Genomic DNA, 22,887 nt, shown 5'->3' on the forward strand with positions numbered 1-22,887 from the left:
GAATGGTGATTTCCGACCGTATTCGGTCGGAGACACGTGATGGCTGTTCTTTGCGGGTTATGAGGCGGGCGGGGCAATGCGGCTGGCAATCGCGTCCAGTTCAGCCAGAATTTTTGCAGTCAGGGCGGCGTCGTAGACCTCTGACTGCACTTTGATCAGGCCGTGGTAGACGTCCGGATCGACGACAGCGTCGGGATGCTCGTCGCGCAGTTTACGGTGGAGCGCCTTTTCCAACGTGATAGCCATCTGGCCCGACGCGACGGGAATCGTCCTGAGGAGTTTGCGGGGCATGTTCGGATCGCGGGAAAGCTGATGATAAAGGCGGCTTTCAGGATTGTTCGAATATCCGACCTTCACGAGTTCGCGGCTGTTCGGCAGGACGAAATGCATCGCATAGAGGTGGCTCGGGGCGGCGGTCCATTTCTCTCCACAGCCACCGCAACCGACCCGGCCCGATTGCATGTTCACCCGCGCGATGCGCTGGACATGTTCGCAGTCGATGTGTTGGTATCTGCGGTAATTTGCATTGCCGTCAGGATCTGGGCCGATGAGCCGCCAACCCTGTGCCGTCGCTTCATCTTGTTCATTTTCTTTATGGCAAATGTCGCACCGGACGCCGGTTTCGCCTGTCGCAACACGTTCAACGATCTCAAACTGTCGGCGGAGTTGGTGCCCGCAAGGCGCTTCGTAAAATGCATAGTGCTGGTCATCGGCGCAGCGACCGAGAAATGTCAGGCCCGCAGCCCTTGCCGTTGAAATCCAACCGGTCTGCACGCAGGTGGGGCACAGCGGTTGCGCCGACATGAGCGTGAACAGCCTGACCTTGATTACAGCGCCACAAAGGCGACAACGCAGCGCGAGGTGAAAACGGTCGGGGTTAGCCCCGGCGGCGGCTGCGGCTTCCGGCGCGGCCACCGGCGCGGACTTCTTCGCCGGGTTTGGGGGGGGCTTTGTTGAACTTGATCCAGTTGCCGCCATGCGGATCAGCGTTCATCAGGAAGTTGGCGGCCATGATCGCCTCCATTTCCTTGCCCGGACGCGCCTTGGTGGAGCCGAGACCGAAGAGTTGGCAGAAGGTCTCGTCATCCATGTCATCGGGGAGGATCAGGCCAGAGGCGGCGACTTCGGCCTTTTTCGCCTCGATCTCGGATTGTTTTACCGGCAGGGCAATCGGGTTCATGATCGCAGAGGTCATGCCCGACTGCATCGCCATGGGCAGAAAGGCGTTGTTGATGCCGTGGCGGTTGGGCAGGCCAAAGGAGATGTTCGACGCGCCACAGGTGGTGTTGACGCCCAATTCCTCGCGCAGGCGGCGCACAAGGGTAAAGACCTGACGGCCCGCCGTGGCCATTGCGCCCACGGGCATCACCAGCGGATCGACGACGATGTCATAGGCGGGAATGCCGAAATCGGCGGCCCGTTCGACGATTTTCTTGGCGACGGCAAAGCGCACATCGGGGTCTTCGGAAATGCCGGTGTCGTCGTTCGAGATGGCCACGACCGGCACATTGTATTTCTTGACCAGCGGCAGGACGTATTCGAGACGGTCTTCTTCGCCTGTCACCGAATTGAGGAGCGGCCGGCCATGGGCGGCCATTAGACCGGCCTCGAGGGCGGCGGGCACGGATGAGTCGATGCAGAGGGGCAGGTCAACGAGGCCCTGAACCAGCTCGATCATCTTGGTCATGAGGGGCGGTTCGGTCTCGTTGGGGTTGGGGTTGGAGTTGTAGACCACACCTGCGTTGATATCGAGCACGGTGGCCCCGGCGGCGGCCTGAGCCTGCGCATCGGATTCGACGGTGGAGAAATCGCCCGCCTCAAGTTCGGCGGCGAGTTTCTTGCGGCCCGTGGGGTTGATGCGTTCGCCAATGACGCAGAAGGGCTCGTCAAAGCCGATGACGGCGGTTTTGGTTTTGCTCTCGACGATGGTGCGGGTCATGGTTTGGTCTTATCCTTGCTGGTTGGCGGGCGTGGCGGAGGCCCCGCCGTTGTCGATGGCCCATTCGGCATTGGCCTTGATCCCGCCAAGCGGGAAGAAATGCACATGCTCGATGTTGAAATCGGGGTTGGCGGCCTTGTGGGCGGCGAGTTCGGTCAAAACCTCGGTCGGCTCATAGGGCAGGAGCAGTTTCGAGACATCCATGGCGCGTTTCTGCAGAACCTTGAGCGAGGGGCCGACACCGCAGGCGATGGCGAATTTGATCAGGGTTTGCAGCTTGGCGGGGCCAGCGATGCCGATATGGATGGGAAGGTCGATGCCCGCGGCCTTGAGGTTGTCGGCCCATGCGATGATCGGCTTGGCCTCGAAGGCGAATTGGGTGGCGAGCGCCATTTTGGCGTCGGTGGTTTCCGAGAATTTCTGTTTCCAGCGAAGGGCATCCTCGACATTCTTCATGCTGCCGTCGGGGTCGATATCTTTGTTGCCTTCGGGGTGGCCAGCGACATGCAGGCGCTTGAAGCCTGCGCGGTCGAATTCACCGGATTCCATCAGCTGCATGGAGCTGTCGAAATCGCCATGCGGGGTGGTGACGCCACCGGCGAGCAGGAGTGCTTGGTCGACGCCTGCCTCGCCTTGGTAGCGGGCGATCCAATCGGCGAGGGTGGCGCGGTCCTTGATGATGCGGGCCGGGAAGTGCGGCATCACGGGATAGCCATCGGTGGCCAGACGCTTGGCGGTGGCGACCATATCCTCGATCGGGGTGCCTTCGATATGGGCGATGTAGACGCGGGTGCCTGCGGGCAGAAGGTCGCGGAAATTCTCGACCTTTTCGGCGGTGCGCGGCATCACCTCGATGGAATAGCCCTCAAGGAAAGCCTCGAGCTGACCATTGGCGGGGGTGAACTTCTCACGCTTCTTGAAATTGAACAGAGCCATCGCGGCCTCCCATAGAGTTCCAGAGCGCATTCACGCCCAGCCATCATTCGCGATCAGGGCCTTGATACGCTCCTGATCGAATTCTGCGTCGATCCGGGCCGCCTCGGATTGGGCGACGGCGTCGGGTTCGCCTTCGATGGGATAGGGATCAGCCTTGCGCCATTCAGCGAGATAGGCATCGGTGCCTGCTGCGCCGCATTTCATCGCTGCACGGTCGATGGCCTGCTCAAACCGTTCGGGCAGCTGAACCTTGCTGCCGCGACGGCCTTTGCCGACGATGACCTGAGCGGGGATGTCCCGCCAGTAAACGATGGTGACGTCAACCATGGCTGATTCCTTTTTCCTTCGTGGTCCCTACGTAATGCAGGTGCGACGTTGCGCAGGGTCGGATTTCGACAGAACGGGCGCGTCATGCGACCTGCGCACAGTAGCGGCGCGTCGCCAGAGGGGCCATGGGGGCAATTGCGAAAAATACTCATCATCATCATGACCCCTCGCAACGCTTGCGTGCGCCTGCGCTTCGGACTAGTTTGGGGATAACTTGAAATGGAGGGCGTGTTGCGATGACGCCCAAGCGTCCCGAAAGTGCGGGCGCGGTCCCGAACACGGTTGAGAGCCCCGCACTGACCCGTCCGGATCGGGGGCCGCTCTATGCGGCACTTGATCTGGGAACAAACAGTTGCCGCATGCTGATTGCCCAACCTGAGGGTCATCAGTTCAAAGTCGTGGACAGCTTTTCGAAATCGGTGCAGTTGGGCGCAGGGCTGGAAGGCTCTGGCCGCTTGTCGCGGGCGTCGATTTACCGGACGATTCAGGCGCTCCGGGTTTGCAAGCAAAAGTTGAAGCGTCACGGGGTGACGCGGATGCGGCTGGTTGCAACAGAAGCCTGCAGGCGCGCCAGCAACGGGGCCGATTTCATGCAGCGCGTGGAGCGCGAAACGGGGCTGAGGCTGGATATCATCGCGCCGCAAGAAGAGGCGCAATTGGCGGTCGTCTCTTGTGCGCCGCTGGTCAATCAACGCACCGATCAATTGCTGGTGGTGGATATTGGCGGCGGGTCCACGGAACTGGTGTGGATCGACCTGACGGCGGTGCCGCATTCCGAGCGGCGGCGCGCGATCATGCGCATGCATCTGGGGTTTCACGCCAGCCCCGTTGGCCTGCCAGCGGCGCGGGTCGTGGATTGGATCAGTGTTCCGCTTGGCGTGGCGACGTTGCGCGATCAATTTCGCGATGTCGAGGATGACGCGGCGCGGTTTGCGTTGATGAGTTGGTTCTTTGAAGAGAACCTTGCCGAATTCGCCCCCTATAAGGACGAGCAATCGCGGGACGGGTTTCAGATTGTCGGCACCTCTGGCACAGTGACGACCGTTGCGGCCAGTCATCTGGGCCTCAAGCGCTATGACCGGAACAAGGTGGATGGCTTGACCATGACCAGCGACGAGATTGATCGGGTGATCCGGTCCTATCTGGCGCTTGGGCCTGCGGGGCGGCGGCGTGATCCGCGTATCGGTCAGGACCGCCAAGCGCTGATCATGTCGGGGGCGGCGATTTTGCAGGCGCTGCTGCGGTGCTGGCCTACGGATCGGTTGAGCGTGGCAGACCGGGGCCTGCGTGAAGGCATGCTGTATGCCCAGATGGCGGCGGATGGCGTGTTGACGGAAAGGGACGGATAGATGGGGGATGACGGATCGGCGCAATCGCAAAACATCTGGCCTTTGCCGAAGTTTTATTTCCGGGTGACATGGGATACCGCGGAGCTGAATTTCCAAGAGGTCTCTGGGCTGGATCCGGACAATCAGAGGATTGACTATCGCGCGGGCAATTCGCCCGTGTTTTCGCAGGTAAAAATGCCGGGTATACTAAAACCGAGCAATATCACCATGAAAAAGGGAATCCTTATCAAGGATAACTCGATCTTTGACTGGTTCGCCGAGATCAATATGAACGTGATCAAGCGCAAAGATATGACGATCGCCTTGCTGGATCAAAGCGGTGCGCCGACGATGATCTGGCGGGTCAAAAACGCCTTTCCGGTCAAGCTGACAGCCGCCGATCCGAAGGCCAAGGGCAATGAGGTGGCGATTGAATCGATTGAGATCGCCCATGAAGGACTGACAATTGAAAATGTGTGAGGCAGGCTAGATGGCCAAGACACCGGATGGGAAAAACACCTCGGGGCGGGGCCAGCGTGATCTGACGGTCAAGGTCAAGACCGCGCGCGGGCGTACATCGTCGTCGACGCGTTGGTTGCAGCGGCAATTGAACGATCCCTATGTGAAGCGCGCGCAGGTTGAGGGCTATCGCGGACGCGCGGCGTTCAAAATCATGGAATTGGACGACAAGTTCCGGTTTCTGGTGCCGGGCGCGCGGGTGCTTGATCTGGGCTGTGCGCCGGGGGGCTGGTGTCAGGTGGCGGTGCCGCGTGTCAATGCGCTTGGCGAGAAACAGGGCAAGGCGATTGGGCGCATTGTCGGGGTTGACCTGCAAGAGGTCGAGCCGATCATGGGCTGCGAGATCCATCAGCTGGATTTCATGGCGGATGATGCCGATCAGCAGGTCAAGGACTGGCTGGGGGGCAAGGCCGATGTGGTGATGTCGGACATGGCGGCCTCAAGCTCTGGTCACAAGCAGACGGACCATTTGCGCATCATCGCGCTGTGTGAGGCGGCGGCCTATCTGGCCTTTGACGTGCTGGAGGTGGGTGGCACGTTCGTCTCCAAGGTGCTGGCAGGTGGGGCCGAGGGCGAGTTGCAGACGCTGCTGAAAAAGCGGTTCGACAAGGTGGCCAATGTCAAGCCGCCCGCGTCCCGTGCGGACAGTTCCGAGAAATTCGTGGTGGCCACAGGGTTTCGCGGCTGAGCGGTCAGTGGGTTTTCCCGTCTTCGGGGGCGATGGAGCGGCTGGCGGCCTGAACAAAGAGGTGCAGGTCGGAGGGATCGGTTTCCGGCTGGCTGATGTGTCTGTGCGAGACAGAATGTGCCATGCCGCGTTGCCGGATCAGTTCGAACAAAAGCGCATGGCGGGCGCGGTCGAGCTTGGGGCGCTTATCGGTATCGGACATGAATAACCTCTTGTGAATGCGTGTACTCTGTAACGGCGATAAGATTGCAAAAGGATTACGGCGATTTTAGCGCGGGAATTGTGCGTTGATAAGGCGCTTTTCGATCAAGGCCGATGTGGCGCGCGCCGGTGCTCAAAGGTCGGCAAGCGGTTTGCGTCTGGGCGCGAGTTGCGGGATAGTCGAGGCAAATGGGATCGAGTCAGGCCGAGGTCTGATTGGGATCTGATCAAGAGTGAACAGGAAAGGATGGCCGAAATGCGTTATGAGGCACCTCAGGATGTCGAGGCCGCAGTGCGGCTGCTCGCGGCGGAGCAGGGGGCATATGTGCTGGCGGGGGGCACGGACCTATTGGTCAAGCTGCGCTCTGAGATGGTCGAGCCGGAACTGGTGGTCGACATCAAGCGCATTGCGGGCATGAAGGCGATCACGGCTGAAGCGGGCGGCTGGCGCATTGGCGCGGCTGTTTCAGGGGCCGAGATGGGCGAGCATGCGGGGCTGGTCGCGGATTGGCCCGGTGTGGTCGAGGCGGCGGGGCTTATCGGCTCGACCCAAGTGCAGGGGCGGGCCACTTTGGCGGGCAATCTCTGCAACGCCTCGCCTGCGGCGGATTCGGTGCCAGCTATGGTGGCAGCGGGGGCCGTTGTGCGGGTTGTGGGCCCCAAGGGCCCGCGTGACGTGGCGGTGATTGATATTCCCAAGTCACCGGGCAAGACGACGCTGGCGGCGGGCGAATTCATCGCCTCGGTCTTTCTGCCTGCGTGCGGCGCGCGGTCGGGTGATGCCTATCTGCGGTTCATCCCGCGCACCGAGATGGATATCGCAGTGGTGGGCTGTGGCGTGTCGCTGAGTTTCGATGACGCGGACAAAGTGTCTGCCGCGCGAGTGGCCTTGGGGGCGGTTGGCCCCAAGGTGATGCTGGTTGACGCGGCGGCAGAGGCCATCATGGGCCGGGCGCTTGATGAGGCGGCGCTGACAGATTTGGCGGCGGCCTGTTCCGAGGCGGCCACCCCGATAGAGGACAAGCGCGGCACGGTTGAGTTTCGCCGCCATGTGGCGGGGGTTCTGGCCCGACGGGCGGCGGTGATCGCCGAGACGCGCGCGAAAGGAGACAAGGTATGAGCCGGATACATGTGACGACAAAGGTCAATGGCGACGAGACCGAGTTTCTCTGTGATGCAGAGGCGACGCTGCTGGATGTGCTGCGCGACGAACTGGGCCTGACGGGCACCAAAGAGGGCTGTGGCACTGGTGATTGCGGCGCCTGTTCGGTGACGGTGGATGGGCGGCTTGTGTGTTCGTGCCTGATGCTGGGGGCCGAGGCCGAGGGCTGCGAGATCACCACGATCGAGGGTATGGCAGCGGGCGAGGTGCTGCACCCGTTGCAAAAGAAGTTCATCGAGATGGCAGCGCTGCAATGTGGCATCTGTACGCCGGGCATCCTTGTTGCGGCGAAATCGCTGCTGGAGCGCAACCCGGACCCGTCTGAGGAAGAAGTGCGCTATTGGCTGGCGGGCAATCTGTGCCGCTGCACCGGCTATGACAAGATCATCCGCGCTGTGATGGAAACGGCGGCGGACATGCGGAGGGCGTCGTAATGGCTTTGGATGACACCAAGAAAACCAAGGATTTCAAGGTTGTGGGCACGCGGCCCAACCGGCCTGACGGCATCGACAAGGTCACCGGGCGGGCGCGCTTTGGCGCGGATATGGTGGCACCGGGGATGTTGACGGGGCGCGTTCTGCGCAGCCCGCATGCCCATGCGCGCATTCTGCGGATTGACACGAGCAAGGCCGAGGCGCTTCCGGGAGTCAAGGCGGTGGTGACGCGCGCCGATTTCGGTGATGTGCCAGACCACGTGGCCGATGTGATTGACAATTGCATGGCGGGCGACAAGGCGCTTTATGATGGGCACGCGGTGGCCGCGATTGCCGCCAATTCCGCGGCGGTGGCGCGAAAGGCGCTCAAGCTTATCGAGGTGGAGTATGAGGTTCTGCCGCATGTGACGGATGTGGACGCGGCGATGAAGCCCGGCGCGCCGGTGCTGCATGAGGGCGCGCAGCAGGAAACGGTGCCCGAGGGATATTCGGGCAATGTCATCTCGCGGGTTGAGTTCGGACATGGCGATATCGAGGCCGGTTTGGCCAAGGCTGACCGCGTGGTCGAGCGGACCTATCGCACCGGGGCCACGCATCAGGGCTATATCGAGCCGCATGCCTGTCTGGCGACGATGAGCGCGGATGGGCAGGCCGATCTTTGGGTCTGCACACAAGGGCATTACATGGTGCGCAATGTCTGTGCCGCGATCCTTGGGATGGAGCAGGGGCAATTGCGGGTGACGGCCAGCGAAATCGGCGGCGGTTTTGGTGGCAAGACGGTGGTTTTCCTTGAGCCGGTCGCGTTGATGCTGGCCAAGAAATCGGGCCGCCCGGTCAAGATGGTGATGAGCCGGTCTGAGGTGCTGCGCGCCACGGGGCCGACCTCGTCTACCTCGATTGATGTGCGCATCGGCATGAAGAAAGATGGCCGGATCACCGCTGGTTTTGCCGAATTGCGCTATCAGGGCGGGGCCTATCCGGGGTCGCCGGTGGATATGGGCTCGATGTCGGCCTTTGCGCCTTATGATCTGGAAAATGTCAAAACCGTTGGCTGGGACGTGGTCACGAACCGGCCCAAGGCGGCCGCCTATCGCGCCCCCGGCGCGCCAATGGCGGCCTTTGCGGTGGAAAGCGCGATTGACGAATTGGCCAAGGGTTTTGACCTTGATCCGCTGGCGGTGCGGTTGATGAACGGGGCGAAAGAGGGCACGCGCGCCTCTTACGGCCCGACCTATCCGGCGATTGGCCTGATGGCGACCTTGGAGGCGGCCCATACGCATCCGCATTGGACAGCCCCCTTGGGCGAAAACCAAGGGCGCGGTGTGGCTTGCGGGTTCTGGTTCAACTTTGGTGGCGATACCTGTGTGAGCCTGAATGTAACGCCGGATGGAACGGTGACGGTGTCGGAGGGCAATCCCGACATTGGCGGCTCGCGCGCCTCGATGACGATGATGGCCGCCGAAGAACTGGGCATTCCCTATGATCAGGTGCGCACGGTGATTGCCGATACCGGATCGCTGGGCCAGAACGAGGTGACGGACGGCAGCCGTGTGACCTTTGCCGTGGGTCTGGCCACCATTGAGGCGGCGCGTGCCGCCAAGCGCGAGATGTGCAAACGTGCCGCGATGATATGGGGTATCGACGAAGAGGCGGTCGAATGGGAAGACGGGGCTGCGCGCCCGGCCGGCCCCAATGCCGGTAAATTCCCCCCCATGACCATCAAGGAGATTGCCGCCGTGGCCAGCAATACCGGCGGGCCGATTGCCGGGCACCATGAGGTGACAGCCGAGGGCGCGGGCGTGAGTTTTGGCACGCATATGGTGGATGTCGAGGTTGATCCCGATACCGGAGCCACCAAAATCCTGCGCTACACGGTGTTTCAGGATGCGGGCCGCGCGGTGCATCCGGCCTATGTTGAAGGACAGTTTCAGGGCGGTGCCGTGCAGGGCATCGGCTGGGCACTGAACGAGGAATATATCTATGGCGAGGATGGGATTCTGCAAAACGCAGGCTTCCTTGATTACCGCATTCCCGTGGCCTCTGACCTGCCGATGATCGACACGGTGATTTTGGAAATCCCCAACCCCGGCCATCCCTACGGCGTGCGCGGTGTGGGCGAAACGCCGATTGTGCCGCCGCTTGCGGCGGTGGCCAATGCGGTCTCGGCGGCGGCGGGGGTGCGGATGACGCAGCTGCCGATGTCGCCGCCGCGGGTGTTGGCGGCGATTCAGGCGGCAAAGGGCTGATGGTCAAGGTCGTGCTCTGGGGGTCTTTGGCCGAGAGCGCGGAAGGCCAACGCGAGGTGGCGGTAGAGGCCGCCACCTTGCGCGAACTGCTTGACGGGTTGGGCGAGACATTCCCCGGCCTGCGCGCAGAGTTGGAGCGCGGCGTGTCAGTGTCGATCGACGGGCGCGTCTATAACGACAGTTGGTTCACGCCGATTAAGCCCGATAGCGAAGTTGTGTTGCTCAAGCGGCTTAAGGGCGGCTGAGGCGCGCGCATTCGCCGCTTTTCCTGTGCTGCGGCTTGGCTTATCCCGGTAGCCGAAAACCGGAGAATGTCCCATGATGCCTGCCTCTGTTCCCCTGACCCGCGATCTGGTTCTGATCGGGGGGGGGCATGCGCATGCGCTGGTGCTGCGGATGTGGGGAATGGACCAGCTGCCGGGGGCGCGGCTGACGGTGATCGACCCCAATCCGGTGGCGCCCTACACGGGCATGTTGCCGGGATTGGTGGCAGGGCATTACCGGCGCGAGGAGCTGGAGATTGATCTGGTGCGGCTGGCGCGCTTTGCGGGCGCGCGGCTGATCGTGGGTGCCGTGACAGGAATTGATGCGGGCGCGGGCCGGGTGACGGTCGCGGGGCGGGGCGAGATCGGGTTTGACGTGGCCTCGGTCGATGTGGGCATTCATTCGGGCATGCCACAGGTGCCGGGGTTCGCTGAGCATGGTGTCGCGGCCAAGCCGCTTGGCCCCTTTGCCGGGGCGTGGGAGGAGTTTTTGCGCCGGGTGGCCGATGGGGCCGCGCCGCAAGCGGCGGTGATTGGCGGCGGGATTGCCGGGATCGAATTGGCGATGGCGATGGCTTATCGGTTGAAGGGCGTTGCCGGGCGCGCCGAGGTGACGCTGATCGAGCGGTCAGCAGAGATTGCGCCGGGGGCACCGGTCATTCGCCCGCGTCTGACGCGCGCCTGCGTAGCGGCGGGCGTGCGGATTGTGACGGGCGGTGACGTGGCGCAGGTTACGGGCGTGGGCGTGACCTTGGGCGATGACACAGAGATTGCGGCGGGGTTTGTGGCCGGGGCGGCGGGGGCGCGGGCGCATGGCTGGCTGGCAAAGACCGGATTGCCGGTGACGGCGGATGGGTTTTTGCGCGTGGGGTCGGATTTGCGGGTTGAGGGGCAAGAGGCGATATTTGCCGCCGGAGATTGCGCGCATCTGACCCATGCGCCGCGCCCCAAGGCCGGGGTATATGCCGTGCGCGCGGCCCCGGTGCTGCGCGACAATCTGCGCGCGGTGTTGAGCGGGGGGACAACGCGGGCCTTTCATCCGCAGCGCGATTACCTCAAGCTGATTTCCTTGGGCGAAAAATCGGCCCTGGCGGAAAAGATGGGGATGGCCTTTGGCGGGCGGTTGCTCTGGCGGTTGAAGGATCGGATCGACCGCAAATTCATGGTGCAATTCGGCGATTTGCCGGTGATGGGCGCGGCAGAGGCCCCGGCTGTGCGGGCCTTGGGCGATCTGGGGCCAGAGCCGCTGTGTGGGGGGTGCGGGGCCAAGGTGGCCCCGGGGGTGTTGTCCGCAGTCTTGGCGCAGGAACAGCCCCCGGCGCGGGCGGATATCGTGACCGGGCCGGGGGATGATGCGGCGGTGATCATGGTTGGCGGCGTGCGGCAAGTGTTGACCACGGATCATCTGCGGGGATTTACCGAGGATCTGGGGGTGATGGCGCGGATTGCGGCGCTGCATGCCTTGGGTGATGTCTGGGCGATGGGGGCAAAGCCGCAGGCGGCGCTGGTTTCTGTGACTGTGCCGCGCATGTCGGAAGGTTTGCAGGCGCGCACCATGGCCGAGATCATGGCGCAGGCGGGGGAGGCGCTGCGCGCAAGCGGTGCCGAGATTGTGGGCGGGCATTCCACCTTGGGGGCGGAGGCCAGCATCGGGTTTACGGTCACGGGGCTGCTCGAGCGCGACGCGATCACGGTGGCGGGGGCGCGGGTGGGCGATGCGCTGATCCTGACGCGGCCCATCGGGTCGGGCGTGCTGCTGGCGGCTGAGATGCGTGGGCTGGCGGATGGGCGCGATATTGCGGCGCTGCTCGCGGCTTTGCAGGTGCCGCAGGGGGCGGCGGCGGAGATACTGTCGGGGGCACATGCGATGACGGATGTAACCGGCTTTGGTCTGGCGGGGCATTTGATGGCCATGTGCCGGGCCTCGGGTGTTGCGGCCGAGGTCGATCTGGCGGCGGTGCCGGTTTACGATGGGGCCGAGGCGTTGGCGGCGGTGGGCGTGCGGTCGACCATCTGGGCGGCGAATGTGGCGGCGGCACCGGTGACGGGCGGCGCGGGCGCGCGGGTGGCGTTGCTGCATGATCCGCAGACGGCGGGCGGGATGCTGGCGGCGGTCGATGGTGGAGAGGCAGAGGAGTCAGTGGCGCGGTTGCGTGCTGCGGGGCATGTGGCGGCGGTGATCGGGCGGGTTGTGGCAGGGCCGGTGGGGATTGTGGTGAAGGGGTGAGGGTCGCGGGTTCCCCCGCGCGGAATCAAGGGCGAAGCCCGCCGCGCGGATCGCTGGGCCGTCCGTCGCACCGAAGGTGCGCCGCTTTATCCCGGCACGCCTTTGGCGTGGCGGCCTAGCGATTTTGAGAGGGAGTGCCTCGCTGAGAGGTCACACGGACTTGGCACGCATAAAGTGGCAGCCGCGGATGTTGCTTCGCTAGTCCCTGGCCCAGCGACCCGCCCGGCTTAGTGGTCAACAGTAAACCCAAGCCTACCCGCTCTGGATCAAGCCCTTTGCTGCCGCTTGTAGCGTTGCCTCTGACAGATCGGGCAGTTCGAGTGGCGTGATGCCTTCAGGGCGGGGTTTGCGGATGTAGCGCGGGTCGTAATGGGTCTCGATCAGTTGCGCCACGAGGGTGGGAAAATCGCCCGTGGCGGCAAGGGCGCGCCATTGGTCCACTTGCGCATGACCGTGATATTGCACCAGCCGAGAGAGGATCGCGTCAAGCCGGTTGGGATCGGCGATAAGGTCTGTGTAATCAGTGCAGATATTGGACACGCGGGCGGCAAGCGGCACATTGATCCGGATCACGGGGGCGCTGCGCATGGCGCGGGCCAGCATGGGGGGCAGGGTGATGCGCCCGATGCGGCTGCTTTCGGCCTCGATATAGACCGGGCGGTTGGGATCAAGCCGGGCCATGCAGGCGGCAAGCGCGCTTTCGAATGACTTTTGCGAGGGTTGCCCGCCCGCGACGGGGCCAAAGACCGAGCCACGATGCGCGGCGAGATCCTCAAGGTCGATCACTTGCGCGCCAAGGGCAGCGAGATGGCTCAAGAGATGGGTCTTGCCGGTGCCGGTGCCGCCGTCAATCAGGCGGACGGGGGCGGCAAACGGCTCTTCATAAAGGGCGCGGGCGACAAGGCGGCGGTAGGATTGATAGCCGCCTTTGACGGTTTCGGCCTGCCAGCCGATCTGTTGCAGGATGACGGTGAAGGACCCAGAGCGCTGCCCGCCACGCCAGCAATAGACCAGCGGACGCCAGCCGCCATGACGATCCGCAAGCGGGCCCTCAAGATGGGCTGCGGCATTGCGCGAGACGAGGGCCGCACCGATTTTGCGGGCGAGAAAGCGATCCTGTTGCACATAGATGGTGCCCACGCGGGCGCGTTCCTCGTTCGAGAGCACCGGCAGGTTCAGCGCGCCGGGGATGTGATCCTCGGCATATTCGGCTGGGGACCGGACATCGATCACCTCGTCAAAGGGCAGGGCGGCGAGCGCCGCAAGACTGTCGAGGGCTATCGGCATCAAGGAAAATCGGGCTGAGGGCAGGGATGCAACATAGCCCTGTGCATGCGCCGACGCGCGGCCAAGATCAAGCCCCCATGCAGAGGCAAAAAAAGGGTGGGCAGCGCAGGGCCGCCCACCTCAGGTAGGGAAACTCAGTTCTGGAGGTAAACTTCGAGGCTGTCGTCGAGCGCGTCTTTCCACGGCGTGTGGTGCAGGGGCGCCATGGTGCCGGTGATGACCGATTTATAGGAATTGTTGCGGAAGCCCATGATGTCTTTCTTCTTGTGGCCCTTCCATTCCTTGAAGGCCTGACAGGCACCTTCGACGTCAAAGCTGGGATAATCGGTTTCGTCGATCAGTTCCTTGACGTAATCGCCCTGATACCAGATCGCGTCATAGTCATCCTGTCCGGCGTCCTCGCGGGCGACACGGTCGGCAACGTCCGCCTCCATTGTCGCTTGGTCGGGAATGGCGATGCGGCCCATGATGGCGTCACGCACCCACCATGCCTGCGCGTCGAACATGTTGAAGGTGAACCACTGGTCCTGCATGCCGAGGTAAAAGAGCGCAGGTTCGCGCACAAAGGCCACGCCCTTGTAAAGATCGGCGGTGGCAAGGCGGTTGGCGGTCTTGAGGCGCAGATCGTCGGGCAGGAAGGGGAAATGGTGTTTGTAGCCGGTGCAGAGGATCACGGCATCCACATCCTTGGTGGTGCCATCCTTGAAATAGGCGGTGTTGCCCTCGACCTTTTGCAGGAGCGGCACCTCTTGCCAGTTGTCCGGCCATTTGAAGCCCATGGGGGCGGTGCGGTGGCTGACGGTCACGGATTTGCAGCCGTATTTCCAGCATTGCGAGCCGATGTCTTCGGCGGAATAGCTGGTGCCGACGATGAGGATGTCCTTGTCCTTGAATTCCAGCGCATCGCGGAAGTCGTGGGCGTGCAGCACGCGGCCTTTGAAATTCTCGAAGCCGGGGAAATAGGGCACGTTGGGCGTGCTGAAATGGCCCGAACAGACGATCACGTGATCGAAGGTTTCGGTATAGGTGCGATCCTCGGGGAGATGGCAAACGGTGACGTTGAATTTCTCGCCGTCCTTCTCGACCCAGCGGACGGCGGTGGAAAAGCGGATGAGGTCGCGCACACCGGCCTTGAGCACGCGGCCTTCGATATAATCAAAGAGCACGGCGCGGGGCGGGTAAGAGGCGATTTGCTTGCCGAAATGTTCCTCAAAGGAATAGTCAGCGAATTCAAGGCCTTCTTTGGGGCCGTTCGACCACAGGTAGCGATACATCGAGCCATGAACCGGCTCGCCATATTGATCAAGGCCGGTGCGCCAGGTGTAGTTCCAGAGGCCGCCCCAGTTATCCTGCTTTTCAAAGCACACGATTTCGGGGATCTCTGCGCCTTTGGCGGCGGCGGATTGGAAGGCCCGCAATTGGGCCAGGCCCGATGGTCCTGCGCCGATGATTGCAATTCGTTTTTTGGTCATGTTGCCCTCCAAGCTGGTATGGACCAATATTCAGGTATTGGTGCCTTTGGTTCATGCCAGATTGAAGTTGTGGGGGCGGGCTTGTCAATAATTTTTCTTTCCAAGAATAATATTTTCCCATGAACCGCTGGCGCAATGCCGGGAACCTGCTAGAAATTGCTCATGTCAAATTCGAGTTTTGCACAACGTCTGGCCATTCAGAGCGCGTTGCCCCGGTTTTCGGTGGGCATGCGCAAGACGCTGACCATCGGCTTTCTGGCCCCCTTGAGTGGTCCGGTCGAATCGTGGGGCCTGCCGGGATTGCAGGGCTGTCGGTTGTGGGTGGATTGGCTCAACCGGGCGGGGGGCGTGCTGATGGGGGGGCGGCGATTCCCGGTGCGGCTCGAATCCTATGATTGCGGATATGACGGGGCGGATGCGCTGACCGGGGCGCGGCATCTGGTGCAGGAACATGATGCGGCGCTGGTAATGATGCTGGGGGGCGATTCGTTCACGGAGGTGCGCGATTACCTGATGGGGCAGAAGGTGCTGACCTCGTCCTTGCTGACCAGTGATCTGTCGCCGGACACGCCCTATCTGATTGCGCCGGGCGAATCGCTGCCGATCTATACGGTGACGGCGGTGGAATGGATTGCCAAGAACCGACCCGAGATCAAGACCGTGGCGCTCTGTGCGCAGACCGATGCGTTGGGCCTGCCGGCGCTGGCCGCCTATCGCGCGGCGTTCAAGGCGGTGGGCATCGAGATCATCGAGGAAATTCGGTATGATCCGGGCACGGCATCGGCCCCTGCGGTGGTGGCCCCGATGCTGGCGGCGGCACCCGATATGCTGTGCTGGTGTACAAGCTATACGCCGATGGTGCATGCGATGACGGAATATGCCTATCATCAGGGCTATGCGGGCCAAATCCTGAGCTGTACGGCGGATTGCTATGAGCAGTTGATCGCGCTTACCTCGCCCGAGTTCATGGAAGGATTCCTGTTCCAGTTTCCCGATTTCGACGATCCGGCGCTGGCGGAAAAGGCGTTTTTCTTTAACCAGCCGCAGGCGTTTTATGACGAATACAACGCGCGGTTTCCGGGCAGTTGGACGGCGGTGAGTTGGGAATATGCCGCGATCCTTGATATCTGGCAATCGGCGGTCGAGCGGGCGGGAACGGTCAATTCAGTCTCGGTTCTGGCGGCGATGCGGCAATTGGGCGAGGTCAACCACGCCTTTGGCCCGGCGCAATGGTGGGGGCAGGATATGTTTGGCCTTGATCATACGCTGATTGGCGATTGGCCGGTGGTGCAAATCCAACGCGGCAAGGCGCGGATCGTTGGTTTCGGGTCAATCCCCGATTGGCTGGCGCGGCATGAGCCGCTGTTGCGGGCGGAAATGGCGGCCCTTGGCCAGCTTTGGCATCAGCGGCACGGGCAGGGGGCGGGCAAGGCCTGTCTTGAGGCGCGGCTGGTGGTGAGCTGAGGCGGCTGCGCCGTCCTGCGCTTAGTCCTCTTGCAGCAGGGTTTTTTGTTCCTCGATCAGGTGCAGCTTGATGTATTCTACGGCGGTTTCCACATCGCGCGAAGAAATCGCGTTGAAAAGCGCGTTATAGCGTTTCTGGTAATCCTCGATGCGTTTGGGCGTGAGATGCCGCCGCATCATGGTGGAGCGATGCGTTTGCAAACAGGCCTCGATCGCCAGATCATAGCAGGAGGCAAGCAGGGGATTGCCGGTGCCCGCCGCGATTTTGCGATAGAAATCCTCTTCGCAGGCGACGAATTCGGCGGCGTCGGTGCTGATCGCCTCCATTCGGGTGAGGATGTCGTCGAGCTCCATGATGTCGCGCGGCGTCATGTTGATGACCGCGAGGCGGATCATCTCGGGCTCTAGAATGCCGCGCACGACAAGGTGATCAAGCGGGCTGGTATTTTCGGCAAGCGCGCTGCGGCTGGGGGTGCGGGTGAGTTCGCTTTTGTACGTGACAAAGCTGCCCGATCCGGCACGGCGGCGGATGATGTTGCGCGCCTCAAGCACATCGAGCGCATCGCGCACGGTGTTGCGGGCCACGCCCAATTCGGACGAGAGCGTACGTTCTGACGGCAGGCGCGCGCCCTCGGGATATTCCTCGGATTTGATGCGGGCAAAGAGGCTGTCGATCACCACCTGCACGGTGGCCCCGACCGAATGGCTGGTGACAAGCTGGGCTGTGGTGCTCTGGTTGGCCATCGTAGCGGGGTCCTTCGTGTGGCGCGGGGGCCGTTTGCAGCAAATCTAGGCGGAACCGGTTCCCTGCACAAGCCGCAGGTCAGCGGCATGGAACCAATTTCGATCCCCTTCCGGACCAGTTTTGCGGGCTGCGGGCGCAGATTGGTCGGATGCCTCTAAAACGACCCAGTTAAAATTCTGAGCAATATGAGAGATTTGGCGGGATAGGTGGGGTAAATTATAACTCTAAGAAACAAATTTTCTTGTGAGTTTCAAATCGCTTTGCTAGCCTTTGCTGGTGAGCCGAAACCAATTTCGGAAACTGGTATAGTCTCTGGGATTGGTAATGAACCAAAACAGGTCGTCCTTGGCTTCGCTCTGCTGCGCGATATCGCGCGGTGCCAACAGTTGGAGGAACGCATGCTTTCCAAATATATCTCTAAGGGGTTCACACGTCGGACCTTTCTGAAAACCTCCGCAGCGGCGACTGCCGCGCTTGGCCTGCCGAAGGTGGCGCTGGCGGCGGGTGAACCGATCAAGATCGGGTTTCTGGCCCCTTTGACGGGGGCTGTGGCGGCCTGGGGCAAGCCGGGCCTTGATGGCTGCATGATCTGGGCCGAGCGGGTCAATGCCGCGGGCGGGATCACGCTGGCGGATGGGGCGCATCCGGTTGAATTTGTGGCCTATGACGAGGAATACGATCCCGCCAAGGCGCGCACCGGGGCAACCAAGCTGATCCGTGAGGATGGCGTGAGCTTTATCATGATGCTGGGCGGCGATCCTTGGCCCGGTGTGCAGCCGGTGGCAGAGCGCACGGGGATGCTCTTTTCGACGTTGCTGCCGTCGGATCTGTCGCCCGATACCAAGACACTGTTGGCCCCGGCCGAGGTGCATCCCATCTATAATGTGACGGGTGTCGAGTGGCTGGCGCAGAACAAGCCGGAATTGAAGACGGCGGTGATGTGCGCGCAGGATGACGCGCTTGGCCTGCCGTCGGTGGCCACCTATCTTGCGGCCTTTGAGGCGGCAGGGATCGAGATGCTGGATGAGCCGTTGCTGTTTGATCCGGCCACCACGGATTTTGCACCGGTGGTGACGCGGTTGATGGCCAAGAACCCCGATATCATCTGTCTCGATACGTGCTATTCGGATTATGTGCACCCCATCGCAGAGCAACTGTTCCAGCAGAATTTCAAGGGTCAGATCATCAGCTGTACGGCGGATTTCTATGACCAAATGATCGCCAAGACATCCAAGGAATTCATGGAAGGGTTCATTTTCCAGTTCCCCGATTTTGACGATCCGGCGCTGAATGCCGAGAGCGTAAATTTCCAGGACCCCAACGGATTTTATGCCGAATACAACAAGCGGCATCCCGGTCAGTGGGGCGCGGTAAGCTGGGAATATGCCTCGATCATGGATCTGTGGAAGGTCGCGGCGGAAAAGGCAGGCTCTGCCGATCCCGAGGCGGTGCTGGCGGCAATGAAAGACGGCCCCGGCAACCACGCCTTTGGCGAGGCGGAATGGTGGGGCACCGAGCTTTTTGGTATCGACAATGCGCTGGTCGGCGATTGGCCGGTGGTGGCGATTGAAAACGGCAAGGCCGTGATCAAGGAATTCCGCTCGATCCCCGACTGGTATAGCCGCCATGGCGATCTTTTGATCAAGCATATGCAGGCCTATGGCCAGATGTGGGATCAGCGCGGCTGATGCACGTTCAGGACAGCGCCCGGCACGCGGGCGCTGTTATCCTTCCTCTCTAAAATTCGAGCATTCCGATGATGGAACTCCTGGCGCAGACCGGCCTGAACGCCGTCTATGCAGCAAGCTATATTTCTTTGGTGGCCGTTGGCCTTGTGCTGATCTTTGGCGTCATGGGCGTGATCAATTTCGCCCATGGCGAGTTGTTCATGGCCGGGGCCTATGCGGTGGTGGCGCTTTATGCTGACATGCACCTGCCGTTCTTTGTGGCTGTGCCCATTGGCATGATCTTTGTGGGCATGCTGGGGCTTGTGATGGAGCGCGGGCTGTTTCGACCGCTCAAGGGCAATCCGCTGGGCGGTCTGGTGGCCTCGATCGGGTTTCTGATGATCCTGCAATCGCTGGCGGTGATGGGGTTTGGCGTGCGGATGGAGCATATTCCGCCCGTGACACAAGAGGTCTGGCGCATCTCTGACAAGGTGGGGCTACCGGTGGCGCGCATCTATGTGATCGTGGCGGCGGTCGTTTTGTTGAGCGCGCTGTGGTATTTCCTAAAGCGGACGCGGTTTGGCTGGGCGCTGCGCGCCTCGGCACAAGATCCGGAGGCGGCGGCGTTGCAGGGGATTTCGATCACGCAAACCGCGCGCATCGCCATGTTCATCGGCGCGGCGCTGGCGGGGGTGGCGGGCGCGCTGACGGCGCCGCTGGTTTCGGTCAACCCGCATATGGGCCATTCGGTGATTGTCACGGCCTTTATCGTCATCATCGTGGGCGGGGTCGGGTCGCTGGAGGGGGCAATCATCGCCTCGGTGGTCTATGCCTTTGTCCATACGTTCGTCACCACATTCTCGGATGGGGTGGTAGCCGATATCGTGGGTCTGTCGCTTATGCTGGTGGTGCTGATCGTCAAGCCTACGGGCCTATTCGGGAGTGCGGATCGTGCTTAAGCCGGTGATGTTCCTTTTGGGTGCTGCCGCGCTGATCGCGCTGCCGCATGGCCTGAGTTTCTCGCAACAGGAAATTCTTGTCTTTCTGGTGATCAATATCCTCTTGGTCATGTCCTACCGGTTGCTCACGCTGACTGGAGAATGGTCGCTGGGGCATGTGGTGATCATGGGGGTGGGGGCCTATGCCTCGGCTCTCATGACCAAGAACCTGGGCGTGCCGGTGCCGGTGGGCATGATCCTGGGCGGGGTTACGGCGGCGCTTTTGGCGGTGCTCTTGTCCTTTCCGCTGTTCCGGATGAAGGGGTTTTATTTCCTGATCGGGTCCTTCGCGGCGGGCGAGATCATCCGCCTGATCTGGAAGCGGTTTCGCGAACCCTTCGGGGGCGCGCGTGGCATTTCGGGGATTGATCCGATGCCGGATTTCTCGCTTGGGTTTTACAGTTTCGATTTCTTCGAGCCGGTGTCTTATTACTACTTTGCCGGGACGATTGTTGCTGTCTGCCTCTGGGTGCTGTGGCGGATCGAGAAATCACCCGTGGGCCTGACCTTTCACGCGGTGCATTGGCAGGACAAGCTGGCGCAGGCGTCGGGGGTGAATCTTCGGGCCTATCGCACGCTGGCCTTTGCCATCGCCTCGGGCTTTGCCGGGATCGCGGGGGCGCTTCAGGCGCATTACGTGGGCACGGTGAACCCCAATTCCTTTGACATCGAAGTGATGGTGTTTGTGCTGACCTGGGCCATCGTGGGGGGGACGACAACGTTTTACGGCCCCATTCTGGGCTGTGTCCTGCTGACGGTGATCAATGAGGTCGTGCTGCGGGGGATGGGGTTCGAACAGGCGCGGCCGCTGTTTTACGGGGCCATCATGATCCTGTCGATCCTGTTTCTTCCCAATGGGTTGGAGAGCATTGTTCAGAAAATCCTGCCGCGCAAAGCCACGGCGAAACCCGATAGAAAGGCCGCAGCATGACCGATTTTCTAGAAATGCGCGGCCTGACCATGCGCTTTGGCGGGTTGATGGCGGTGGATGGGCTGTCGTTCAAAGTGGCGCATGGCAGTATCCATGGGCTGATCGGGCCTAATGGCGCGGGCAAAACCACCACGTTCAACATGATCTCGGGGTTCTATACGCCGACGTCTGGTCAAATCCTGCTCAGGGGCGAGGATATTTCCGGCCTAGCGATGCATGAGGTGGCGCGGCGCGGTGTGGTGCGGACATTCCAGCACTCGACGCTTTTTGCCGAGTTGACGGTGTTGGAAAACGCGCTGGTGGGCACGCATATGCCGTTCCGGCCCAATATCTTTGCCGCGATCATCGGCTGGGACCGCGAGGATCGGCGTGGGGCAGAGGCGCGGGCGCGCGAAGCGCTTGAGTTCTTTGGTTTGGGCGATCTGGCCGAGGAGCGGGCCGGGGATCTGTCGCATGGGCATCAGCGCGCTTTGGGGCTGGCGGTGGCCTATGCCAGCCATCCCGATGTGATGCTGCTGGATGAGCCATTCACCGGCATGAACCCTGAAGAGACGCGGCAGATGATGGAGCTGATGCGCCGCCTCAAGGCGGATGGGATCACGATCCTTTTGGTGGAGCATGACATGCAGGCGATCATGGGGCTGTGTGATACCATCACCTGCATGAGTTTCGGCAAGTTTCTGGCCGAAGGGGGGCCGGCGGATATCCGGCATCATCCGGCGGTGATCGAGGCCTATCTGGGAGGCGCGCGCCATGTTGCTTGAGATGCGCAAGATCGCCGTCAACTATGGCAAGATCAACGCGATCCGCGATATTTCCATTGCCGTGCCCGAGGGCAAGATCGTGACCATCATCGGTGGCAATGGCGCGGGCAAGACCACGACGCTGCGCGCCATGTCGGGGATGATCCCGATTGTGGCGGGGGAAATCCTGTTTGAGGGGACGCGCATTGATCATCTGCCCGCGCATAAGGTGGTGGCGCATGGCATCGCGCATGTGCCCGAAGGGCGGCGTATCTTCAAGGATATGACGGTTGAGGAAAATCTGCGCACCGGCGCGTTTCTGCGGCGCGACAAGCCCGAGATCGAGCGCGATCTGGAGCAGGTCTATGACCGTTTCCCGCGCCTGCGGGAACGGCGGGTGCAGCGGGCGCAGACCATGTCGGGGGGCGAGCAGCAGATGCTGGCAATTGGCCGCGCGCTGATGTCAAAGCCGCGTTTGTTGCTGATGGATGAGCCGTCGATGGGGCTGGCCCCGGTGATCGTCGAAGAAATCGCGCGGATCATCGAAGAGATCAACGCGCAGGGGCTGTCGGTGGTGCTGGTGGAGCAGAATGCCGAACTGGCGTTGGAACTGGCGCATCATGCCTATGTGTTGGAAACCGGAAACACCGCAATGGAGGGGCCTGCCCATGAGCTTCGTGGAAATGAACATGTTCGCGCCGCGTACCTGGGGCTTTGAGCGCGGCGACGCCGAAATGCAGGTGGCGCGGGCGGCGGGCTGGTCGCGGGCTGATCTGGTCTGGGAACGTCTGACCGAGGCGGGCTGTGCCTGTTATCAGGCGGGCGACCGTTTGGGGGCAGCCCGGATGCTGCGGCGGGCCGGATGGGTGGCGCGGCTGTTTTTCGGTGCGCGGGATTTGCGGTGGGCGACAAGCCTTGCCAATCTTGCGGTACTGGCGCGGGATGCCGGGCAGGGCGCGCGGGCGGAGCAGTTGCAAAAGCGGGCGCTGACCCTGTGGCGGACTGCGCCTGAGGTGGCGGGTGGACTGGTGTTCAAGCCGCGCAGCCGCTCGTCCTTGTTTCATCTGCGGATGGAGGCGCTGCACCGCGATACGTTCCACGACAATATGCGCAAGCGCTATCGCGCGATTGCCGCGGACAGTGATCAGGCGTTGCGGCAGTTGCTGGCGGGCGCGCGGCCCGAGCGGCCCATCTCTGCGCGGTGGCGGGGGGAAAAGCCGCCGGTGTTCGATGACGGGCGCAAATTTCTGGCCGCCGCGTTGTTGATCGCCGAGGGCTGAGGTTTTTGCATCTGTGAAGACCGAGGAAAG

The 22,887-nt window shown here is 62.1% G+C and carries 23 protein-coding genes; 15 read left to right on the forward strand and 8 right to left on the reverse strand.

Annotated features, from left to right (window positions below; translation table 11 throughout):
* Positions 1 to 57: 57 nt before the first annotated feature.
* Genes GC127_RS19245 through GC127_RS19260 form a run of 4 tightly spaced genes read right to left on the reverse strand, consistent with a single transcriptional unit; the run spans position 58 to position 3,202 of the window.
* A complete protein-coding gene (locus GC127_RS19245) occupies positions 58 to 915 on the reverse strand; it encodes a GIY-YIG nuclease family protein (RefSeq protein ID WP_151992567.1) in 858 nt (285 codons plus the stop codon).
* The gene (locus GC127_RS19250; protein WP_151979240.1) at positions 878 to 1,939 is read right to left on the reverse strand and encodes a dihydropteroate synthase; all 1,062 of its coding nucleotides are present in this window, start codon (positions 1,937 to 1,939) and stop codon (positions 878 to 880) included. Before GC127_RS19250 ends, GC127_RS19245 begins: the two co-directional genes overlap by 38 nt.
* Positions 1,940 to 1,948: 9 nt before the next feature.
* Positions 1,949 to 2,875 (reverse strand): 5,10-methylenetetrahydrofolate reductase, encoded by a 927-nt coding sequence (locus GC127_RS19255; RefSeq protein ID WP_081508498.1) that lies wholly within the window; start codon positions 2,873 to 2,875, stop codon positions 1,949 to 1,951.
* 30 nt (positions 2,876 to 2,905) lie between these two features.
* Positions 2,906 to 3,202 carry a virulence factor gene (locus GC127_RS19260; RefSeq protein ID WP_008280768.1) on the reverse strand — a complete coding sequence of 99 codons (297 nt, stop codon included), beginning with the start codon at positions 3,200 to 3,202 and terminating at the stop codon, positions 2,906 to 2,908.
* Between the two features lie 236 nt (positions 3,203 to 3,438).
* Between GC127_RS19260 and GC127_RS19265 the strand changes: the two genes are divergently transcribed.
* The 3 genes from GC127_RS19265 to GC127_RS19275 are packed head-to-tail and all read left to right on the forward strand — an operon-like array spanning position 3,439 to position 5,737.
* Entirely contained in the window at positions 3,439 to 4,551 is a 1,113-nt protein-coding gene (locus tag GC127_RS19265) for a Ppx/GppA phosphatase family protein (RefSeq protein WP_008280769.1), read from the forward strand.
* Complete coding sequence (locus tag GC127_RS19270; protein ID WP_151979241.1) at positions 4,552 to 5,010, forward strand: phage tail protein; 459 nt, start codon at positions 4,552 to 4,554, stop codon at positions 5,008 to 5,010.
* Between the two features lie 10 nt (positions 5,011 to 5,020).
* On the forward strand, positions 5,021 to 5,737 hold the full coding sequence (locus GC127_RS19275) for an RlmE family RNA methyltransferase (RefSeq protein ID WP_008280771.1): 717 nt from the start codon (positions 5,021 to 5,023) through the stop codon (positions 5,735 to 5,737).
* A gap of 4 nt (positions 5,738 to 5,741) precedes the next feature.
* On the opposite strand, the gene GC127_RS19280 is transcribed toward GC127_RS19275, so the two are convergent.
* Entirely contained in the window at positions 5,742 to 5,939 is a 198-nt protein-coding gene (locus GC127_RS19280; RefSeq protein ID WP_008280772.1) for a hypothetical protein, read from the reverse strand.
* 255 nt (positions 5,940 to 6,194) lie between these two features.
* Here GC127_RS19280 and GC127_RS19285 point away from each other — a divergent pair, with 255 nt between their 5' ends.
* The 5 genes from GC127_RS19285 (at position 6,195) to selD (ending at position 12,270) form a co-directional block, all read left to right on the forward strand.
* Positions 6,195 to 7,058 carry a xanthine dehydrogenase family protein subunit M gene (locus tag GC127_RS19285; RefSeq protein WP_151979242.1) on the forward strand — a complete coding sequence of 288 codons (864 nt, stop codon included), beginning with the start codon at positions 6,195 to 6,197 and terminating at the stop codon, positions 7,056 to 7,058.
* Positions 7,055 to 7,534, forward strand: coding sequence for a (2Fe-2S)-binding protein (locus tag GC127_RS19290; RefSeq protein ID WP_008280774.1), 480 nt, complete (start codon positions 7,055 to 7,057; stop codon positions 7,532 to 7,534). Before GC127_RS19285 ends, GC127_RS19290 begins: the two co-directional genes overlap by 4 nt.
* Positions 7,534 to 9,780 carry a xanthine dehydrogenase family protein molybdopterin-binding subunit gene (locus tag GC127_RS19295; RefSeq protein ID WP_151979243.1) on the forward strand — a complete coding sequence of 749 codons (2,247 nt, stop codon included), beginning with the start codon at positions 7,534 to 7,536 and terminating at the stop codon, positions 9,778 to 9,780. Before GC127_RS19290 ends, GC127_RS19295 begins: the two co-directional genes overlap by 1 nt.
* A complete protein-coding gene (locus tag GC127_RS19300) occupies positions 9,780 to 10,025 on the forward strand; it encodes a MoaD/ThiS family protein (protein ID WP_008280776.1) in 246 nt (81 codons plus the stop codon). Before GC127_RS19295 ends, GC127_RS19300 begins: the two co-directional genes overlap by 1 nt.
* A gap of 73 nt (positions 10,026 to 10,098) precedes the next feature.
* A complete protein-coding gene (selD, locus tag GC127_RS19305) occupies positions 10,099 to 12,270 on the forward strand; it encodes a selenide, water dikinase SelD (protein ID WP_151979244.1) in 2,172 nt (723 codons plus the stop codon).
* 252 nt (positions 12,271 to 12,522) lie between these two features.
* On the opposite strand, the gene mnmH is transcribed toward selD, so the two are convergent.
* Both mnmH and GC127_RS19315 read right to left on the reverse strand, forming a co-directional pair.
* Positions 12,523 to 13,557 (reverse strand): tRNA 2-selenouridine(34) synthase MnmH, encoded by a 1,035-nt coding sequence (mnmH, locus tag GC127_RS19310; RefSeq protein ID WP_151979245.1) that lies wholly within the window; start codon positions 13,555 to 13,557, stop codon positions 12,523 to 12,525.
* Between the two features lie 134 nt (positions 13,558 to 13,691).
* On the reverse strand, positions 13,692 to 15,029 hold the full coding sequence (locus GC127_RS19315; RefSeq protein ID WP_151979246.1) for an NAD(P)/FAD-dependent oxidoreductase: 1,338 nt from the start codon (positions 15,027 to 15,029) through the stop codon (positions 13,692 to 13,694).
* A 162-nt stretch (positions 15,030 to 15,191) separates the two neighbouring features.
* Between GC127_RS19315 and GC127_RS19320 the strand changes: the two genes are divergently transcribed.
* Positions 15,192 to 16,493, forward strand: a complete 1,302-nt coding sequence (locus tag GC127_RS19320) for an ABC transporter substrate-binding protein (RefSeq protein ID WP_151979247.1) — start codon at positions 15,192 to 15,194, stop codon at positions 16,491 to 16,493.
* 21 nt (positions 16,494 to 16,514) lie between these two features.
* Here GC127_RS19320 and GC127_RS19325 read toward each other — a convergent pair whose 3' ends face one another.
* On the reverse strand, positions 16,515 to 17,237 hold the full coding sequence (locus tag GC127_RS19325) for a FadR/GntR family transcriptional regulator (protein ID WP_008280781.1): 723 nt from the start codon (positions 17,235 to 17,237) through the stop codon (positions 16,515 to 16,517).
* Positions 17,238 to 17,636: 399 nt separating this feature from the next.
* Between GC127_RS19325 and GC127_RS19330 the strand changes: the two genes are divergently transcribed.
* The 6 genes from GC127_RS19330 (at position 17,637) to GC127_RS19355 (ending at position 22,857) form a co-directional block, all read left to right on the forward strand.
* Entirely contained in the window at positions 17,637 to 18,926 is a 1,290-nt protein-coding gene (locus GC127_RS19330) for an ABC transporter substrate-binding protein (RefSeq protein ID WP_008280782.1), read from the forward strand.
* A gap of 68 nt (positions 18,927 to 18,994) precedes the next feature.
* Positions 18,995 to 19,864, forward strand: coding sequence for a branched-chain amino acid ABC transporter permease (locus GC127_RS19335; RefSeq protein WP_008280783.1), 870 nt, complete (start codon positions 18,995 to 18,997; stop codon positions 19,862 to 19,864).
* The gene (locus GC127_RS19340; protein ID WP_232279187.1) at positions 19,857 to 20,834 is read left to right on the forward strand and encodes a branched-chain amino acid ABC transporter permease; all 978 of its coding nucleotides are present in this window, start codon (positions 19,857 to 19,859) and stop codon (positions 20,832 to 20,834) included. Before GC127_RS19335 ends, GC127_RS19340 begins: the two co-directional genes overlap by 8 nt.
* Positions 20,831 to 21,598, forward strand: a complete 768-nt coding sequence (locus GC127_RS19345) for an ABC transporter ATP-binding protein (RefSeq protein WP_151979248.1) — start codon at positions 20,831 to 20,833, stop codon at positions 21,596 to 21,598. Before GC127_RS19340 ends, GC127_RS19345 begins: the two co-directional genes overlap by 4 nt.
* Positions 21,588 to 22,295, forward strand: a complete 708-nt coding sequence (locus GC127_RS19350; RefSeq protein WP_008280786.1) for an ABC transporter ATP-binding protein — start codon at positions 21,588 to 21,590, stop codon at positions 22,293 to 22,295. Before GC127_RS19345 ends, GC127_RS19350 begins: the two co-directional genes overlap by 11 nt.
* Positions 22,246 to 22,857, forward strand: coding sequence for a tetratricopeptide repeat protein (locus GC127_RS19355; protein WP_254700167.1), 612 nt, complete (start codon positions 22,246 to 22,248; stop codon positions 22,855 to 22,857). The genes GC127_RS19350 and GC127_RS19355 overlap by 50 nt, the downstream gene beginning before the upstream one ends.
* Positions 22,858 to 22,887: the final 30 nt, after the last annotated feature.

It is taken from the genome of Roseovarius sp. EC-HK134 (genome assembly GCF_902498815.1).
In the GTDB taxonomy this organism is placed as follows: domain Bacteria; phylum Pseudomonadota; class Alphaproteobacteria; order Rhodobacterales; family Rhodobacteraceae; genus Roseovarius; species Roseovarius mucosus_A.

Bases quoted from the DNA above. Each gene is read 5' to 3' on its own strand.
- GC127_RS19250 (WP_151979240.1), bottom strand. From the start codon at position 1,939: ATGACCCGCACCATCGTCGAGAGCAAAACCAAAACCGCCGTCATCGGC.
- GC127_RS19255 (WP_081508498.1), bottom strand. From the start codon at position 2,875: ATGGCTCTGTTCAATTTCAAGAAGCGTGAGAAGTTCACCCCCGCCAAT.
- GC127_RS19260 (WP_008280768.1), bottom strand. From the start codon at position 3,202: ATGGTTGACGTCACCATCGTTTACTGGCGGGACATCCCCGCTCAGGTC.
- GC127_RS19265 (WP_008280769.1), top strand. From the start codon at position 3,439: ATGACGCCCAAGCGTCCCGAAAGTGCGGGCGCGGTCCCGAACACGGTT.
- GC127_RS19270 (WP_151979241.1), top strand. From the start codon at position 4,552: ATGGGGGATGACGGATCGGCGCAATCGCAAAACATCTGGCCTTTGCCG.
- GC127_RS19275 (WP_008280771.1), top strand. From the start codon at position 5,021: ATGGCCAAGACACCGGATGGGAAAAACACCTCGGGGCGGGGCCAGCGT.
- GC127_RS19280 (WP_008280772.1), bottom strand. From the start codon at position 5,939: ATGTCCGATACCGATAAGCGCCCCAAGCTCGACCGCGCCCGCCATGCG.
- GC127_RS19285 (WP_151979242.1), top strand. From the start codon at position 6,195: ATGCGTTATGAGGCACCTCAGGATGTCGAGGCCGCAGTGCGGCTGCTC.
- GC127_RS19290 (WP_008280774.1), top strand. From the start codon at position 7,055: ATGAGCCGGATACATGTGACGACAAAGGTCAATGGCGACGAGACCGAG.
- GC127_RS19295 (WP_151979243.1), top strand. From the start codon at position 7,534: ATGGCTTTGGATGACACCAAGAAAACCAAGGATTTCAAGGTTGTGGGC.
- GC127_RS19300 (WP_008280776.1), top strand. From the start codon at position 9,780: ATGGTCAAGGTCGTGCTCTGGGGGTCTTTGGCCGAGAGCGCGGAAGGC.
- selD (WP_151979244.1), top strand. From the start codon at position 10,099: ATGATGCCTGCCTCTGTTCCCCTGACCCGCGATCTGGTTCTGATCGGG.
- mnmH (WP_151979245.1), bottom strand. From the start codon at position 13,557: ATGCCGATAGCCCTCGACAGTCTTGCGGCGCTCGCCGCCCTGCCCTTT.
- GC127_RS19315 (WP_151979246.1), bottom strand. From the start codon at position 15,029: ATGACCAAAAAACGAATTGCAATCATCGGCGCAGGACCATCGGGCCTG.
- GC127_RS19320 (WP_151979247.1), top strand. From the start codon at position 15,192: ATGTCAAATTCGAGTTTTGCACAACGTCTGGCCATTCAGAGCGCGTTG.
- GC127_RS19325 (WP_008280781.1), bottom strand. From the start codon at position 17,237: ATGGCCAACCAGAGCACCACAGCCCAGCTTGTCACCAGCCATTCGGTC.
- GC127_RS19330 (WP_008280782.1), top strand. From the start codon at position 17,637: ATGCTTTCCAAATATATCTCTAAGGGGTTCACACGTCGGACCTTTCTG.
- GC127_RS19335 (WP_008280783.1), top strand. From the start codon at position 18,995: ATGATGGAACTCCTGGCGCAGACCGGCCTGAACGCCGTCTATGCAGCA.
- GC127_RS19345 (WP_151979248.1), top strand. From the start codon at position 20,831: ATGACCGATTTTCTAGAAATGCGCGGCCTGACCATGCGCTTTGGCGGG.
- GC127_RS19350 (WP_008280786.1), top strand. From the start codon at position 21,588: ATGTTGCTTGAGATGCGCAAGATCGCCGTCAACTATGGCAAGATCAAC.
- GC127_RS19355 (WP_254700167.1), top strand. From the start codon at position 22,246: ATGAGCTTCGTGGAAATGAACATGTTCGCGCCGCGTACCTGGGGCTTT.